Source organism: uncultured Dokdonia sp. (assembly GCF_947492815.1).
Taxonomy (GTDB): domain Bacteria; phylum Bacteroidota; class Bacteroidia; order Flavobacteriales; family Flavobacteriaceae; genus Dokdonia.
Window position 1 is genome coordinate 74,952 of the sequence record NZ_CANLOB010000023.1, and the last position, 16,212, is coordinate 91,163.

Genomic DNA, 16,212 nt, shown 5'->3' on the forward strand with positions numbered 1-16,212 from the left:
AATTAGAAATGGTCTTATTTATATAGGTTAATTAAAAAACAAGTATTTTTAAGCTTCTTGTTTCTTATATAAACGCAAGTAGTCCTAAAAGCCGAGATATACTTACATGAATTGGAAAAATAGCATCACAGATTATAAACACTATCTGCGTATTGAACGAGGACTCTCTGACAATACCATTTCCAATTATACACGAGACATCACAAAACTAGTTCGATTTCTTGATACACATAACATCACTAAAAACCCTATTTCCATTACCAAAGAAGAACTCCAGAAGTTTGTATATGAAATCGCTAAGGAAGTACAACCAAGGTCTCAGGCACGTATTATTTCTGGGTTAAAAGGTTTTTTTAATTACCTAATTTTTGAAGATTATCGCAATGACAATCCTACAGATCTTATAGAACCTCCAAAAATTGGGCGTAAATTACCAGATACCCTTTCTGAAGAAGAGATCGATCTATTAATTGCATCCATAGATTTAGGACATCCACAAGGAGAACGAAATAGAGCCATGTTAGAATGTTTATATGCATGCGGCCTACGTGTCTCTGAATTAATTAGTTTACAACTTTCTGATTTGTATTTTGAAGAAGGATTTATTAGTGTTACTGGAAAAGGAGATAAACAACGTTTTGTTCCCATAAGCAACCACACTCAAAAATATATCAATCTCTATCGCAACGAAATACGTATTCACACAGCACCTAAACCCGAATACAGTGATACGCTCTTTCTGAATCGAAGAGGAAGGCAATTAACACGTGCTATGGTTTTTACAATTATTAAAGACTTAGCCATTAAAGCAGGTATTCAAAAAATCATTAGTCCGCATACGTTTCGGCATAGTTTTGCAACACATTTGTTACAAAATGGTGCAGATTTACGTTCTATTCAGCAAATGCTGGGACATGAGAGTATTACGACTACAGAAATATACATGCATATAGATAGATCACAACTCTCTGATGTATTACATAAATTTCACCCTAGAAGTAAAGAAAATTAGATACCAATATGTTTACAAATAATGGTTCCTACTGTATGATTTATTGTCCTTTATACGCTTTCGCGAAAGCATAAAAAGAATGTATACCGCTATAACAATTTTGATATGGTATTAATCTATAAGTATCAATGCTTCTTGTCTCCCTGAAACGTATCTAAATCCATTCTCTCCCCAAAAGCCTGCTTCTTCCAACATGATACGAATATCTTTTTTCCAAGCAGGGATCGTTACTGTAGTATTGAGTTCTATAGCATAGGCTGTATTTTCATACAAAGGATAATCTCCAGTCCCTACAACACCTCCTTGACTATCCCACATACCTATTGTTGGTCCTGCAGAATGTCCATATAAACCAAGCGGATGTGTATAGATAGAAGGCCTATAAGAAGCTTCTTTTCCTTCTTTTAAAGCTTTTAATAAGATTTGATTTCCCGTTTTTCCAGTTTTGAAATTGGTTGTTAAAAAATCCTGTACTCGATTTCCATCTGCAAAGGCATCTACAAGGTATTGAGGTGCTGTTGTTTCTCCATCTTGAAGTACATATGCATGTTGCTGGCAGTCTGTATTTAATCGTAAATAGGTTATACCAAAATCACAATGTAATAAGTCTCCTTTCTGAATTACTTTACCTTCTGGCCTATTTGAAAAGGATTCAATATGACTGACTAGTTTCTCTTTACTGCGTTGTATATCAACTGTAGGATGAAACCACGTTTCTAGTCCCATATCTGTAACACGTTGTCTTAAATACCATACAACATCATCTGTAGTCGTTTTCCCAGGAGTAATTACCTTAGCGCTAAAGGCGTCTTTTATAATATTATGGGTAATATCAACCAATTGCTCGAAGTATTTCATTTCTTTAGCAGTACGGGTTTCAATCCAACCTATAGCAAGCTTTTCTGCAGACACAATTTTAGAAGCATCTGAAGGAGATAGTGCTTCTATAAATTCATTATAATCTGTACGCACTACGCCATCTGCCAATCCAAAATAATCAGAATAGTTAATCGCTATTTTTTTAGGGTTACGTGCTTCTATAATTTTAACTAAGGCTTTCCATTGATCTGGTTCTTTTTCTTTATCCCAAGCAGAGGTAATACTCTTACCTATATTATATCTAGCAACTGCTAATTTTTCGATGGTATTTTTATCTTGATCCCTATAAAAAACAAGTATGGTACGCCTACGAGCATTAAGCCAGGTTGCGGGTAACATGGTCTTTAATACAGGGTCTTCATTATACTCTCTAGAAATTAACACCCACATATCTATAACAGCTCTATCCATTAGTTCTGGAAGTAATGTATTAAAACGATCTTCCAAAATCTCATCTACAATTAGTGCACGTTCACGCTCTGATACCACTTGACTTGTTACTGAAAGTGAGAATAAGAGAACTAAAAAAGTGTATAGTCTAGTCATTATATAGCAGGTTTAATTGATCGATTAAAATTACATAAAAAAAAGAGTGCATGATAGCACTCTTTTAAATAAATTATAAAAAGGAGATTATCCTTTTTTCTTTTTATTTTTTCTTTTTTTCTTCTTAGTTTGTTTAGCCTCTTTCTTAGCTTCTTTAGCTCTATTACCAAATCGTTCTTCTAATAATATTTGCTCTACTTGCTCTACTGTAAAAACTTCCTTTAGTGATTTTTCAAATTTCTTTTGCTCGTCATTAATTTGTTTTTGCTTATCCTCAAATTTTAAATCAGGATTAAAATCTATTTCTACTCGAGCGGTATAATAGTCTTTTAAATACGTACGCAATACTTCCTTTTCAAAAGGATCAATCTCTAGCATTTGTTGATAAAATGCCGCCTTTTCAATACTCAATTCATTAACGTCAGGTTTTTCTGGTTCACCAGCATCTAGCTGTCTTGGCGCAGGAGAGTATCCACGCTGACCTCGTTGTATTCTACTTATATCTTGTGCTTGTAGAGAAAGTATTCCGAAGAAAAAAACAAGTGCTACAACAATTATATGTTTCATTTTTAAAAATTTTTACAAAGATGCATCTTTTATTTGATTTTATAGCTTTTCAAAAATGATGCCCCTTTTTAATCTTTAATAACTTCCAGCACTTCTGGTAGTATACTAAGCGCTGTAATAGCAATGGCTCCTCCTAATTTATATGGCTTTCCTGCTTCTTCATGCGCCTCTCTTGTCTTTTTTTGTTTTTTATTTTTTGATGTAGAAGAGACTATATTTTGTGAAGCAATTTGATCGTTACGCATCATAATCACTTTATTTTCTGTTCCTTCTACATAATAGTTTTTAGCAAATTGATATGCCATATCAATCCCATCTTTGTTAGTATCTTGACTTGTAATCGTATACACCTTTTGTAATTCTTTAAGGATATGACCACCATTAGAAGCTTTTGTATACGATACAATAGTGCTATTACTTCCTCCATATGTGCCAATAGCTACTTTATCTTCTGGCTGCAATCTTTTAAGAAGTAATTGTACGCCTTGTTCTAAATAAAAGCGATGATCTGAAGATACACCAGTAGCATCTGTCTCTACCAATAAATATATCTGCTGTGGTTCTTCATTTGGATACGCATCTGCGGCATGAGTAATTAAATCTTTTAGTTTAATAACTGTTGTAGAAACGTCTTCTTGAGCACTTATTTGCATTCCTGTAAATAAGATCAATACACACATCATTTTGAATACCGTTTTCATAGGATGAATTTTTTAAATTCAATCCAAACCTACTTTAGAATGCTTAGTTATCAAACAAATAATGAGGGAACTAAGACATTGGATGAGTAAAACGAGTTTTAAGAAGATGAGTTTTTCAATAATTTGTATACGGTCTGTCCTCTTTGTAGTTTTCCATTAGCTGTACGTTCAAATCTAGGAATAGAAAAAATAGCTTTTGGAATTTCATATTTCTCAAAATCAACTATTTCATATTCCGCTTTCGCAAAAGCAAACGCTTCCTCCTGTTCTACAAATAAGACTAATTTCTCACCTAAAGTATCATCAGGTATACCAGCCACAAAAAAAGGAACAGCTATCATTGCTGCCAATTTCTGTTCTATTTGTTCTGGATATAATTTAATGCCTCCGCTATTGATCACATTATCTACACGTCCTAACCATACAAATTTCTTATATGTTAAGAGTTCTACAAGATCATTTGTAATTACAGGATCACTACTCACTAAAGGAGCTTTAATAACAAGACAGCCTCGATCATCGGTATGGACACTTACTTTTGACAATACTTTAAAAGGAATACTACCGTCCTTTTTCTTTTTAGGGTTAACACGCCTTGCAGCTATATGGGTAACCGTTTCTGTCATTCCATAGGTCTCATAGATTTTTGTTGAGATTCCTTGTAACTTCTTTTTTAAGGTTTCTGAAATAGCACCTCCTCCTACAATAAGCTTTGAAAGCAAATGTAATCTAGACATCGAATTATCTAATTGAAAAGGGGTCATCGCACAAAAATCATACCGACGGTATACATTATCTAAAGGATTAGACTTAGGTTGTGCCATATCAATATGCCATCCTAAAACCATGGCGCGTACTAGCATCATCTTACCTGCAATAAACGCTGCCGGCAAACATAAAAGTGCAGTCGTCTTTTCTGGAAGTTTAAAGTGCTTGGCAGTTGCTCTAGCACTATTAAACATGTGTATTTTTTTAATCTTTATCGCTTTAGGAGCTCCTGTAGATCCCGAAGTCTTAACGGTTACATATGATTTATCATTAAGCCAGTCTAATAAAAAATTGCCGACAGATTCTTCGTAAGGCTCGCCTTCTTTAATAAATTCGTAAGCTAGTGAACGTAAAGAAGCAATCGTATAATGCACCCCATTTAATTTAAATTTAGGGTGTACACGTATATATCGTTCTGTATTTTTTACCATATCAGCCTAAAATACAAGCTTCTTATGAAACTAAAGTTATCTTAATATGAGATAATTATTAATTCAACACCTCTTCTTTAGGAAGGATACGTCCAGATAGTTTTTCTTTCCAATTTGTCCATTTATATTTTTTAGCAAAAACAAATGTGAGGATAGGAAGTATAATAAATATAGGTACTATTTGTCCAACTGCAGATGGTTCTGAAACATCAAGAAACACAGAATTAGTTTGTAATGCAGTCCAATCTGATGTTACTAGTAACGCAATAAACATATTATTTGCTGCATGAAACCCTAATGCTAATTCCATTCCATCATCCATCAATGTGATAATTCCTAAAAAGAGTCCTATACCTACATATACAGATAATACGCTATAACCTAGTTTCTCAATTTCAGGGTTTAAACCATGCATCAGTCCAAAAATTAAAGATGTTATAATTAAAGGTGTTAATCTATTTTTAGCAGCCATTCCAATACCTTGCATCAAATAACCTCTAAATAAAAACTCTTCAAAACTGGTTTGTAATGGTAATAAAAGGAATGTAATTGCAAGCAATCCTAAAAACGGCATGAGATTAAAATTCCATTGTAAATCTTCTGGCGCCAGGTAATAACCTACAAAAGTGGTAATTATAGAAAAAGCCCCCCAAATACCGAAGGCAAAAAATACTCTTTTCCAATCTAGTTTAGATCTTGCTGTTAACATTTTTACAAAACGTTGTCGATGCAAATACTTTACCACTGGTACAAGAGCTATCAAACCTCCTATAAATGTAAATATCACAAGTACTAAATAAAAATTACTCTCTCCAGGATATAGATTTATGAACATCTCTTGAGAAGATTCCATAAAATCCTTTAAACCAGAAGATCTCATAAATGCACTTGTAGTTAATGGAATCACTCCTATAATTTGCCACCCCAAAAAGAATACAATTAAAAATCCGATGATATATCTCCATCCTTCGTGTAGTCCTTTATACGCTTGTTCTATAAACATAATGTGTCTGTATTAAAATCCCAATATAATGTATTATTGTAATGTAATCCTCCTTCTTTTACTTCTAAAGGAGATGGAATATTATTTGTAAATAAACTACCTGTACCCAAACCTTGTGGTCCTTTTGCTTGTAACTCATACGTCCATTGCGCAATCGCATTAAGACCAATATTACTTTCTAATGCAGAAGTAATCCACCACCCAATATCTAATGCCTCTGCTTGATCTATCCATTCTTCGCTTCCTTGATATCCTCCAATAAAACTAGGCTTTAATATAATGTATTGAGGCCGAATGGTTTGTAATAAATTTCGTTTTTTAGTTACATCTACCACGCCAATTAATTCTTCATCAAGTGCAATAGGCGTAGGTGTTTCTTCACAGAGTTGTTTCATCTCTTCCCATTGTCCTACTGCGATAGGTTGCTCAATGGAATGAATATCTAATAATGCGAGTTGTTGTAAAACTTCTTTTGCTTTCGCGAAAGCGAACCCACCATTAGCATCTACTCGTACTGTGATTTTTGAAGCATCGTAATGCTTTCTAATAAAGCGAAGCAGTTCCATTTCTTTATCAAAAGAAATAGCACCTATTTTCATTTTTATACAATCAAAACCTGCTTCTAACTTTTGCTCTATCTGCTCCTTCATAAACACCTCATCCCCCATCCAAACTAAGCCATTGATATCAATCGAACTTTTATGTTGTGTGAATTTTGAAGGAAATAATACAAAAGGATCTTGTGCTTTAAGCGAAAGAAAAGCCATTTCAACCCCAAACTGAATACTTGGAAATTCCTTTAATACTGACCATAATCGCTCTGGACCTTTTTCAATATTTGCGCATGTCCACTGCAAACGCTCTTCATAATCTGGACGGTCATCTACACTTAATCCTCTTAAAATACCACACTCTCCTATTCCTTGCTTGCTACCTTCTGTGATAACAATATACCAAGTTTCCTTCGTTTTTAATATTCCTCTGGAAGTACCACTAGCACGTTTAAATGTGAGAATATGTTTATGATAAGTAGCTTTCAAAAAAAGAGTTTAAGTCGTTATAGATAAGATAAAAAATAACAGTGAAAGTAAAAATGTAGAAAGTGCCACTACCTTAAGTTGCGGATCTAAGGCTGTATGATCTTTTGTCTTTTGAACTTTTATAAAATGACCTAGCAAAGGTAAAAATGCCAGACAACTCATAAATAACATAGGTCTTGCACTAGAAAGCATTAAATAAGCTATCCAACTTAAAATACTAAAGCCAAATAATATATTGTGATATCGTAACGCGCCCTTTTTTCCAAGCATTACGGCTAGTGTATTCTTTCCTACTTTCTGATCTTGCTCTCTATCTCGCATATTATTAAGATGCAATACTGTTGTAGAGAGTAATCCTATCGTTGCGGCTCCTAAAAAATGATATATGGGTAACGCTTGTGTATATAGAAAATACGATCCCATGACCGCTACAAGTCCAAAAAAAAGAAACACAAAAATATCACCTAGTCCTTTATATCCATAAGCGCTTTTTCCTACGGTATACTTAATCGCCGCGATAATAGCACTGATGCCTAAAAACATATACACTAATGAAAGTAATAACTGATCTGCTCCAAAAGAAATATAAATCAAATAAATAACAACTACAGTAGTAAGCAACGCTGTAATTATAATACCTCTTTTAAGATCTGAGGCTGTTAATAACCCGCTTTGCATTGCACGAGCAGGTCCTACTCTATCTTCATTATCTGTCCCTTTTACACCATCTCCATAATCATTTGCATAATTTGATAATACCTGAAATCCTAATGTAGCTAATAATGCACATACAAATATCTTCCAATTAAAAGAATCTGTACGTATAGCCATAGCACCTCCTACTAGTATACCTGATATAGATAATGGTAACGTGCGTAATCTAGAGGCCTGAATCCAAGCTTTTGCAGATGACATAAATACATTTTTATGATATCAAAAATACTTATTTTCTTTCGCTTTGCGCGAAAAGAGATTGCTTTTTAAATGCAATTTAGTAGCTTAGCTTTTCAAATCAATCATCATGAAGAATTACACGCTCTATTCCCTATTTATTATATTGTTTTTAATATCAGCTTGTAAAGAAGAAAAAAAAGACGACAATACTAATGAAATTGTAGAAGAGGAAGTGGTAACGAAGCCATTTTTATGGGAAGCTTCAAACATGTATTTTCTGCTTACCGATCGTTTTAATAATGGAGATACTTCCAATGACACACATTTTGATAGAACAGAAAAAACGGCCGTATTAAGAGGATTTGAAGGCGGTGACTTAAAAGGAATAAAAAATAAAATCCAAGAAGGATATTTTAAAGAATTAGGTGTAAATGCATTATGGTTCACCCCTGTAGTCGAGCAGGTACACGGAGCTGTAGATGAAGGTACTGGAGTTACATATGGATACCACGGATATTGGGCCAAAGATTGGACGCAATTGGATCCAAATTTTGGAACTATGGATGATTTAAAAGCACTAGTCGATGCTGCGCATGCTGCTGACATACGTATTGTTATGGATGTAGTATTAAATCATACAGGTCCTGTAACAGAGCAAGATCCTTTTTGGGGTACTGACTGGGCTAGAGAAGATCCTAATTGCGAATTTTCTACGTATGAAAATACGACAGCTTGTAGTCTTGTAGAGAACTTACCAGATATACTTACCGAAAGTACTACAGAAGTTGAGCTTCCAAAACTTCTCACTGAAAAATGGAAAACCGAAGGTCGTTATGAGCAAGAAATGAAAGAACTCGACAGCTTCTTTGCTGAGAATAATTATAAGAAAACACCGCGTAATTATATTATTAAATGGCTTACGGATTATGTACGTGAGTTAGGGATAGATGCATATCGCGTAGATACTGCAAAACATGTAGACGAAGCTTCTTGGAAAGTCTTAAGAGAACAAGCAGACAAAGCATTTGCCTCGTACAAGAAAGCAAACCCTGACAAAGTACTAGATGACACTAAATTCTTTATGTTAGGTGAAGTGTATAATTATTCTGTAGATGGTGGTCGTTCTTTTGATTTTGGAGACGGTACTAAAGTAGATTATTTTGCTAATGGTTTTGATAACCTCATCAATTTCCAATTTAAATATGACGCAGAAGGTGATTATGAAACGCTTTTTGCTAAATATGATAGTATTAATAGCACATCTCATAAAGGAGTGAGCATTACTAATTATGCAACTTCTCATGATGATGGTCAGCCATTTGATGCTACAAGAGAAAAAGCAAAAGAAACTGGAACAAAATTATTACTTACACCAGGAATTTCACAAATTTATTATGGAGATGAAAGCGCTAGAAGTCTTGTTATAGAAGGAACACAAGGTGATGCTACCTTGCGAAGTTTTATGAATTGGGAAGATCAAAAAAGATCTAAAGAGACACAAGAAGTTTTAAAGCATTGGAGGAAATTAGGGCAATTTAGAGCGAATCATCCAGCTATTGGTGCCGGAAAACATACAATGATTAGTAGTACCCCTTATATTTTTAGTCGTCATCTTACACATGGAAAGTATACAGACCATGTAATTGTTGCCCTTAACCTACCATTTGGAAAAAAAGAATTTAAGGTAGATGAAGCTTTCGCGAAAGCAACATACCTTATAGAAACCTACTCCAAACAAAAAGTAAGAGTCATAGACGGTAAAGTTAGTTTTAGCTCTCCTTATGATATTGCATTATTAGAGCTTGGTAAATAATAAGGGAATCATTTTTTATTTTTAACAGTCAAATCAATGACTTATTTGGGGGTTTGAAAATAGCGCAAAATTTCAAAAACTACTGAATGGTAAATTTGATATATCTTGTTTTATAATTTTTCATGTAATTTTTCTATGCTATCACTTATGGTAAACGCCCAATGACTATCCTTGTAATCTAAAGCTTCATATTCTTCTTGAAGCACTTGAATACCTTCTTTTACAGATCTATTAGATTTCCAAATACCAAAATGATACACAATACCGGAAGTTGTCCAACAACTTTTCAGTTCTTTTAATTCCAACAGATTATTAAATGAATTAAAATTTGAAAACCAATAGATGATGTTTTCACAGAAAAATTTTACCTCTTCAATAAAATCTTGTTTATCTATTTTTTCTTTTTTTTCTAACCAAGTGTCAACCCCTTCCAAGAAAACATTTCCATATCGTTCGTGTATTTGACAGTCATCTATACTAATACGTTTGAGACTATCAACTCCTTTAAACTCATTTGTCAATGGAAAATAAAACCCAATATTGAATGTTAATCGAACATTTTCTGAGTCATTGAATTGGCTAAATTGCGGATTAACAACTTTTACGAAATCTTCTTCTTTCTTGTTAAAATGATTACCTGAAACTTTAAAACCATTTAACTTAAACAATGGCTTAATCGTTTCTTTTAAAATTTCGTTTTTGATCTTCATTAGTATAAATTACCCATCTACTTCTTGAAGAAAAGAAGCAATCACTTCACTTACTCCTATTGCTAGCGTAGGGTTTGTGATTGTTTTTGAAGTACTATCAAAGTTTTCTTGAAATGATGGAAAACTAAAGCTTTCTACAACAGTACCTCCCATATGTGGTAATGTTCCTTTTGTATATGCCAATGCATTTTTACCACCTCTAGCACCAGGAGACGTACTTAGTAAAAAAATCTTTTTCCCACTTAAGAAATTACGATCTACACGGGACAACCAATCAAGAATGTTCTTAAAAAAAGCAGAAACAGTTCCATTATGTTCATTTACAGATAGAATAACACCATCACTTTCGGATATTTTATTTTTTAAAATGGTTACATCAACAGGAAACCCTTGTTCAGTTTCTATATCAATACTATACATAGGAATTTCATAGTCAGTAAGATGTATAACCGAAACCGAAGCACTTGTAATTTGATTTGCTAAATATGCTACTAATTGTCCATTAATAGAATTCTTACTATTACTTCCTGCAAAAGCGATAATTTTTTTCATATTCTCAAAGTTTTAAAAAAGGAATATTAAATATACATCATAAAAACAAAACGAGATAGTCATTTTGACTACCTCGTTATTATATTTTGTGTAAATACGATATTTATAAACTAAACGTAAGTGTCGCTACAAAAGCTGTATTGTCTCTTTGAATAGCTGCTTGACTTGTAAGTCCTGTATTAAATAATGCTTGATTGCGATCTTGTTCTGATCTATCTACTGCAAAATCAAACTTTACATTTCCCCAGTTATATCCAGCTCCAAAAGAATATCCTGTAAGATCACCTACGGTTTCTCCATCTTCATAAGGGCTTTCTTGAAAACGATATCCTGCTCTTAGACTCCATTCTTTAATACGGTACTCTCCTCCCACTTTAAACGTAGAAACATCTTTCAATGTATTTTCTATACGCTGATTTTGTTCTTGAAAGAACGGGTCATTAGTAGGTCTAAATGTAAGGTTTGAAAAGTCTGAGTAAGAATAATCAAAACTAATCAGTCCTTTTTTCCCAAAAAGATAAGCAATACTTCCTGCATATTTGCCAGGTACTCTAAGCTCATAGTCTTGAAAAATATTTGTCACTCTAGGGTCTATTGAGGTGGTAAAATCTCCATCAACATCACTACCTACTGTAGTAATACGTTGAGTTCCTTCTTCTGATATCGTATACCATGTAGGAGAGTCATAGGTAAGTCCTACACGCACATTTTGATCTACCTTTACGATGGTTCCTAATTGAAAGGAAAAACCATTAGAAATGGTACGCAAACTATTTTGAAAACGCACTTCATTGATAAGGCTACCTTCATTATCGTTAAATTCAACTAGTTGTGTAGACTGTGTATAATCTGCAAAATGAGAATTAAGGTTTAAACCAAAAGATAATCTTTCATCATATTGTGCTCCGATATTAAAAGAGGCTTTACTGTTATAGCCTTCTGATAGGAATGAATACTGCTGATCAAAAGAATTTCCAGCAATATTAGAGGTGTATGTTGTATTATTAGGATCTGAAAAATCTACAGGGTCTATAATAAAAGATTGAAAGCCTAAAAATGCTTGTTGTGCGCCAAAACCTTCTTGTTCCCCTAAGAACTGATAAAGACTCGTAATACTTTCACCACTTTGTAGTTCTAATAAATCCAATGGTACTCCCTGCGCAAATTCTGAAAAGTAATTAGCAATAGAAATATCACCGGTACCAGATGCAAAAAACTGATCATCTAAATTTGCTGAACGATCATAGTTAAATGCTAATGCGATTTTATTCCATTTTGAACTTGGACTTGCTTCTATTATAAATACGCCTCCTGCTTGATTAAAAGAAACATCTTCATCTGACGTATTATTTGTTGTTCCAAAATAGTTTACATCGCTATTATAACTATCTACAGCTAATGTAAATGACGTTGTTCCTCTTGTGAATATCGCACTACTTGCTGGGTTTATTCCAATAGCACTTAGATCTCCTCCTAATGCACCAAATGCGCCTCCTAATGCTCTAAAACGTGCTGTACCAGTAATATCTGTTGTTCCTAATCGTAAACCGTCTGCTATACTCTGGGCATAACTAGTCAGTGTCACACACATCAGTGCAACGAGTATATATACTTTTTTCATAATAAAATGTCTAGCTAAGGGTATTTCTGAATAAATTTTAAAAGTCGCTACTAATTAACCTCTTCTTCCTCCGCCACGAGATCCACCTCTTGAACCTGAAGATCTAGAAGAACTTCCGCCTCTTGAGAAACCACTACTTCTTGAACTTCCTCTTGATGAAGATGGTCTAGAATACGAAGGTCTAGATCTTGAAGTACTTGGCCTTGCTGCTGGTCTAGTAGATGGACGACCTGCTGGTCTTGCCGAACCCTGAGGACGTGTTCCTCCTCTTGGGCGTACATTTCCGCTTGGTCTTGTTGAACCTCCACCTCTAGAAACACTAGGACGTGAATTACCACTAGGTCTTGTTGCTGATGCTGGGCGATTTCCTCCACCTCTACTGCTAAAACTAGGTCTATTATTAGTTGCGCTTCCTCGAGAAACACCATCTCTGTAACTGTTTCCAGTACCTCTACTAAATGTAGTTCTAGGTCTTGTTGTTCCTCTATTTCTTGAAAAAGTCGATCTTGATCTACTATTACTACGGCTTGCAAATGCGCTTCTGGTAGCTGCTCTTCTTGCATCTCTTTGCGCTACAGCAGATCTTGATGTTCTTCTACCATTATGATAGGCTACTGCATTTCTTCCTCTATTATATCTACTTCCATATGCAAAATTATTATTGAATCCTCCGTATCCAAATCCATTTCCAAAGCAATAGTATGGGTTATAAAAATTTCCAAATCCGAAGTATGGATTAAAGAACCCTCCAAATCTAGGTCCCCAGAAACCTCCGCCCCAGTATGGATTACCGTAGAAGCCTCCGCCCCAATATGCATTACCCCAAAAACCTCCGCCCCAGAAGCCTCCGCCCCAGTATGGAGTATTATTATATACATTTACAATGGTTGATTCTGTTTGATCTCCCCATGCTCCTCTATTTGTATTATAGCCATCGCCTTCTACATATTCGGCACCTTCCTCAGAAGAATAAGAATCAACATCTGTAAATATTGCATCTTCTTCGATAAGTTCTTCTAATGCTTCTGCTTCTTCTTCAAAATAATTTCTGTAGACCTGATCTGTCGCACTTAAATTACCTGTTGGCTCTTCTTGTGTAGCTGTTGTATTGCTACCACTATATATACCGTCGTCGTCATATACAGATTGCGAAGAACTACAAGATATAAGTGTAATAGCTGCTAGTCCTGAAAAAAGGAATGTTTTTAGAGTGATTTTAAGAGTAGAAGAAAGTTGCATATCTCTAAAGTGTTTAATTGTTGTTCGTACTAAAAATAACTAATTTTGTATTAATTATTTATTTGTCTAATATAGTCACAAATTTTGTGCCAAAATAACCTTTTATGGGGAAGAACTTAACAAAAAGAAGCGAAGATTACTCTAAATGGTATAATGAGCTGGTGGTCAAAGCGGATTTAGCAGAAAATTCTGCTGTACGTGGATGCATGGTCATAAAACCATATGGATTTGCTATCTGGGAGAAAATGCAAGCAGAGCTTGATAGAATGTTTAAAGAAACTGGACACCAGAATGCATACTTCCCCCTTTTTGTTCCTAAAAGCCTTTTTGAAGCTGAAGAAAAAAATGCAGAAGGTTTTGCTAAAGAATGTGCTGTTGTTACACATTACAGACTTAAAACAGATCCAAATAACGAAGGAAAGTTAATAGTTGACCCAGAAGCAAAGCTTCAAGAAGAGCTTGTTGTAAGACCAACTAGTGAAGCTATTATTTGGAATACATATAAAGGATGGATACAATCATATAGAGATTTACCATTACTAATTAACCAATGGGCAAATGTTGTTCGTTGGGAAATGCGCACACGTCTATTCTTGCGTACAGCTGAATTTTTATGGCAAGAAGGTCATACCGCACATGCAACTAAAGAAGAAGCAATTGCAGAAGCTGACCTAATGAATAATGTATATGCAACTTTTGTAGAAAATTTCTTAGCGGTTCCTGTCATTAAAGGACTAAAAACCGAAAGCGAACGCTTTGCAGGCGCAGATGAAACGTATTGTATTGAAGCACTAATGCAAGATGGAAAAGCATTACAAGCTGGAACTTCACACTTTTTAGGGCAAAATTTCGCGAAAGCGTTTGATGTAAAATTTGCTACAAAAGAAGGGAAGCAAGAACATGTATGGGCAACTTCATGGGGAGTATCAACACGTCTTATGGGAGCTCTTATTATGACGCATAGTGATGATCAAGGACTTGTATTACCTCCTAATCTAGCCCCATATCAAGTGGTAATTGTTCCTATATATAGAAACCAAGAGCAATTAGATGCTATTTCTCAAGTGGCTAATGAAATTGTAAATGATTTACGACTGCATAACATTAGTGTCAAATTTGACAATAGAGATACACATAAACCTGGTTGGAAATTTAATGAGTATGAATTAAAGGGAGTTCCTCTTAGAATAGGAATAGGACCTAAAGATTTAGAAAAAAGAACCGTTGAATTAGCTAGAAGAGATACCCTTACAAAAGAATTTGTTGCTAAAGAAGATGTTGTTGAAACAGTGAGTCAATTATTAAAAGATATTCAAGAAAATTTATATAATAAAGCAAAAACATATAGAGATTCTCATATTACAGAGGTGCAAAATTTTGAAGAATTCAAAGAAGTTTTAGAAACTAAAGGTGGATTCATAAGTGCGCATTGGGATGGAACTGCTGAGACAGAAAATAAGATTAAAGAGCTCACAAAAGCAACTATACGCTGCATTCCTTTAGACAATTCTAAAGAAGAAGGTGTTTGCGTATATAGCGGTGCACCTTCCAATGAAAGAGTACTATTTGCTAAGGCATATTAAATATTTAAAAAAAAGTTCAATTTAAGCTTGCGTCACGTGAAAATAATTGTATTTTTGCATCCGCAATTTAAGCAATTGTTCTAGGCCCGTTCGTCTATCGGCTAGGACGCATGGTTTTCATCCATGTAAGAGGGGTTCGATTCCCCTACGGGCTACAAAACTAGTTTTAGAACACAAATACTATTGTATAGGTGATTTAAAACGAAACCTAGGCCCGTTCGTCTATCGGCTAGGACGCATGGTTTTCATCCATGTAAGAGGGGTTCGATTCCCCTACGGGCTACATATTTTATAATATAATTAAAGTAAGACAATGGCAAATCACAAGTCAGCATTAAAGAGAATTAGAAGTAACGAGTCAAAAAGACTGAGAAATAAATATCAGCATAAGACAACTCGTAATGCGATCAAGAAATTACGCGATCTTTCTTCTAAGAAAGAAGCAGAAACTCTTTATCCTGCTGTAGTTTCAATGATAGATAAGTTAGCAAAACGTAATGTTATACATTCTAACAAAGCAGCAAACTTAAAATCAAAATTAGCTAAGCACGTAGCGGCACTATAAGTTGTCTCTTCATAAAGTATTAAAACTTCTACATATTTGTAGAAGTTTTTTTGTTGTTCACTTTTTAAAATTGCAAGAAATATTCAGGGATCAAGACCAATTGTTGTGTTTATGCAAATATTCTAGTTAATCTAAAGAGGATCAAGACCAATTGTGGATCAAGACCAATTGTTGTGTTTATGCAAATATTCTAGTTAATCTAAAGAGGAAGAATGGATCAAGACCAATTGTTGTGTTTATGCAAATATTCTAGTTAATCTAAAGAGGAAGAATTCTACATTTTTGACA

Annotated in this window: 15 protein-coding genes and 2 tRNA genes; 6 read left to right on the forward strand and 11 right to left on the reverse strand. The window is 34.4% G+C overall.

What is annotated here, in order from left to right:
• The first annotated feature begins 106 nt into the window (after positions 1–106).
• Positions 107–1,012, forward strand: coding sequence for a site-specific tyrosine recombinase XerD (gene xerD, locus Q1A01_RS18060; RefSeq protein ID WP_299683698.1), 906 nt, complete (start codon positions 107–109; stop codon positions 1,010–1,012).
• Positions 1,013–1,123: 111 nt separating this feature from the next.
• Here xerD and Q1A01_RS18065 read toward each other — a convergent pair whose 3' ends face one another.
• From Q1A01_RS18065 to menA, 7 genes are all read right to left on the reverse strand, one after another.
• Positions 1,124–2,437: a M24 family metallopeptidase gene (locus Q1A01_RS18065; protein ID WP_299683699.1), complete on the reverse strand. Its 1,314-nt coding sequence runs from the start codon at positions 2,435–2,437 to the stop codon at positions 1,124–1,126.
• An 87-nt stretch (positions 2,438–2,524) separates the two neighbouring features.
• On the reverse strand, positions 2,525–3,004 hold the full coding sequence (locus Q1A01_RS18070) for a hypothetical protein (protein ID WP_299683700.1): 480 nt from the start codon (positions 3,002–3,004) through the stop codon (positions 2,525–2,527).
• A 68-nt stretch (positions 3,005–3,072) separates the two neighbouring features.
• Positions 3,073–3,705, reverse strand: coding sequence for a hypothetical protein (locus Q1A01_RS18075; protein ID WP_299683701.1), 633 nt, complete (start codon positions 3,703–3,705; stop codon positions 3,073–3,075).
• Positions 3,706–3,803: 98 nt separating this feature from the next.
• On the reverse strand, positions 3,804–4,904 hold the full coding sequence (locus Q1A01_RS18080) for an AMP-binding protein (RefSeq protein WP_299683702.1): 1,101 nt from the start codon (positions 4,902–4,904) through the stop codon (positions 3,804–3,806).
• Between the two features lie 58 nt (positions 4,905–4,962).
• On the reverse strand, positions 4,963–5,907 hold the full coding sequence (locus Q1A01_RS18085) for a CPBP family intramembrane glutamic endopeptidase (protein ID WP_299683703.1): 945 nt from the start codon (positions 5,905–5,907) through the stop codon (positions 4,963–4,965).
• Positions 5,898–6,947 carry an o-succinylbenzoate synthase gene (locus Q1A01_RS18090; protein WP_299683704.1) on the reverse strand — a complete coding sequence of 350 codons (1,050 nt, stop codon included), beginning with the start codon at positions 6,945–6,947 and terminating at the stop codon, positions 5,898–5,900. The genes Q1A01_RS18085 and Q1A01_RS18090 overlap by 10 nt, the downstream gene beginning before the upstream one ends.
• Before the next feature lie 9 nt (positions 6,948–6,956).
• Positions 6,957–7,862: a 1,4-dihydroxy-2-naphthoate octaprenyltransferase gene (gene menA, locus Q1A01_RS18095; RefSeq protein ID WP_299683705.1), complete on the reverse strand. Its 906-nt coding sequence runs from the start codon at positions 7,860–7,862 to the stop codon at positions 6,957–6,959.
• 106 nt (positions 7,863–7,968) lie between these two features.
• Between menA and Q1A01_RS18100 the strand changes: the two genes are divergently transcribed.
• Positions 7,969–9,654, forward strand: a complete 1,686-nt coding sequence (locus tag Q1A01_RS18100) for an alpha-amylase family glycosyl hydrolase (protein ID WP_299683706.1) — start codon at positions 7,969–7,971, stop codon at positions 9,652–9,654.
• Between the two features lie 110 nt (positions 9,655–9,764).
• Here Q1A01_RS18100 and Q1A01_RS18105 read toward each other — a convergent pair whose 3' ends face one another.
• The 4 genes from Q1A01_RS18105 to Q1A01_RS18120 form a co-directional block, all read right to left on the reverse strand.
• A complete protein-coding gene (locus Q1A01_RS18105; RefSeq protein WP_299683707.1) occupies positions 9,765–10,364 on the reverse strand; it encodes a DUF4304 domain-containing protein in 600 nt (199 codons plus the stop codon).
• Positions 10,365–10,373: 9 nt separating this feature from the next.
• The gene (locus Q1A01_RS18110; RefSeq protein ID WP_299683708.1) at positions 10,374–10,916 is read right to left on the reverse strand and encodes an NAD(P)H-dependent oxidoreductase; all 543 of its coding nucleotides are present in this window, start codon (positions 10,914–10,916) and stop codon (positions 10,374–10,376) included.
• Between the two features lie 103 nt (positions 10,917–11,019).
• Positions 11,020–12,537, reverse strand: coding sequence for an outer membrane protein transport protein (locus Q1A01_RS18115; protein ID WP_299683709.1), 1,518 nt, complete (start codon positions 12,535–12,537; stop codon positions 11,020–11,022).
• Between the two features lie 54 nt (positions 12,538–12,591).
• Positions 12,592–13,776 (reverse strand): hypothetical protein, encoded by a 1,185-nt coding sequence (locus Q1A01_RS18120; protein WP_299683710.1) that lies wholly within the window; start codon positions 13,774–13,776, stop codon positions 12,592–12,594.
• Between the two features lie 104 nt (positions 13,777–13,880).
• Between Q1A01_RS18120 and proS the strand changes: the two genes are divergently transcribed.
• The 4 genes from proS to rpsT all read left to right on the forward strand — a co-directional run bounded on the left by proS (position 13,881) and on the right by rpsT (position 15,924).
• Entirely contained in the window at positions 13,881–15,359 is a 1,479-nt protein-coding gene (proS, locus tag Q1A01_RS18125) for a proline--tRNA ligase (RefSeq protein WP_299683711.1), read from the forward strand.
• Between the two features lie 83 nt (positions 15,360–15,442).
• Positions 15,443–15,514: transfer RNA gene (locus tag Q1A01_RS18130), tRNA-Glu, on the forward strand.
• A 56-nt stretch (positions 15,515–15,570) separates the two neighbouring features.
• Positions 15,571–15,642, forward strand: a tRNA-Glu gene (locus tag Q1A01_RS18135).
• A 30-nt stretch (positions 15,643–15,672) separates the two neighbouring features.
• Positions 15,673–15,924, forward strand: coding sequence for a 30S ribosomal protein S20 (gene rpsT / locus Q1A01_RS18140; protein ID WP_089371444.1), 252 nt, complete (start codon positions 15,673–15,675; stop codon positions 15,922–15,924).
• The last annotated feature ends 288 nt before the right edge of the window (positions 15,925–16,212 follow it).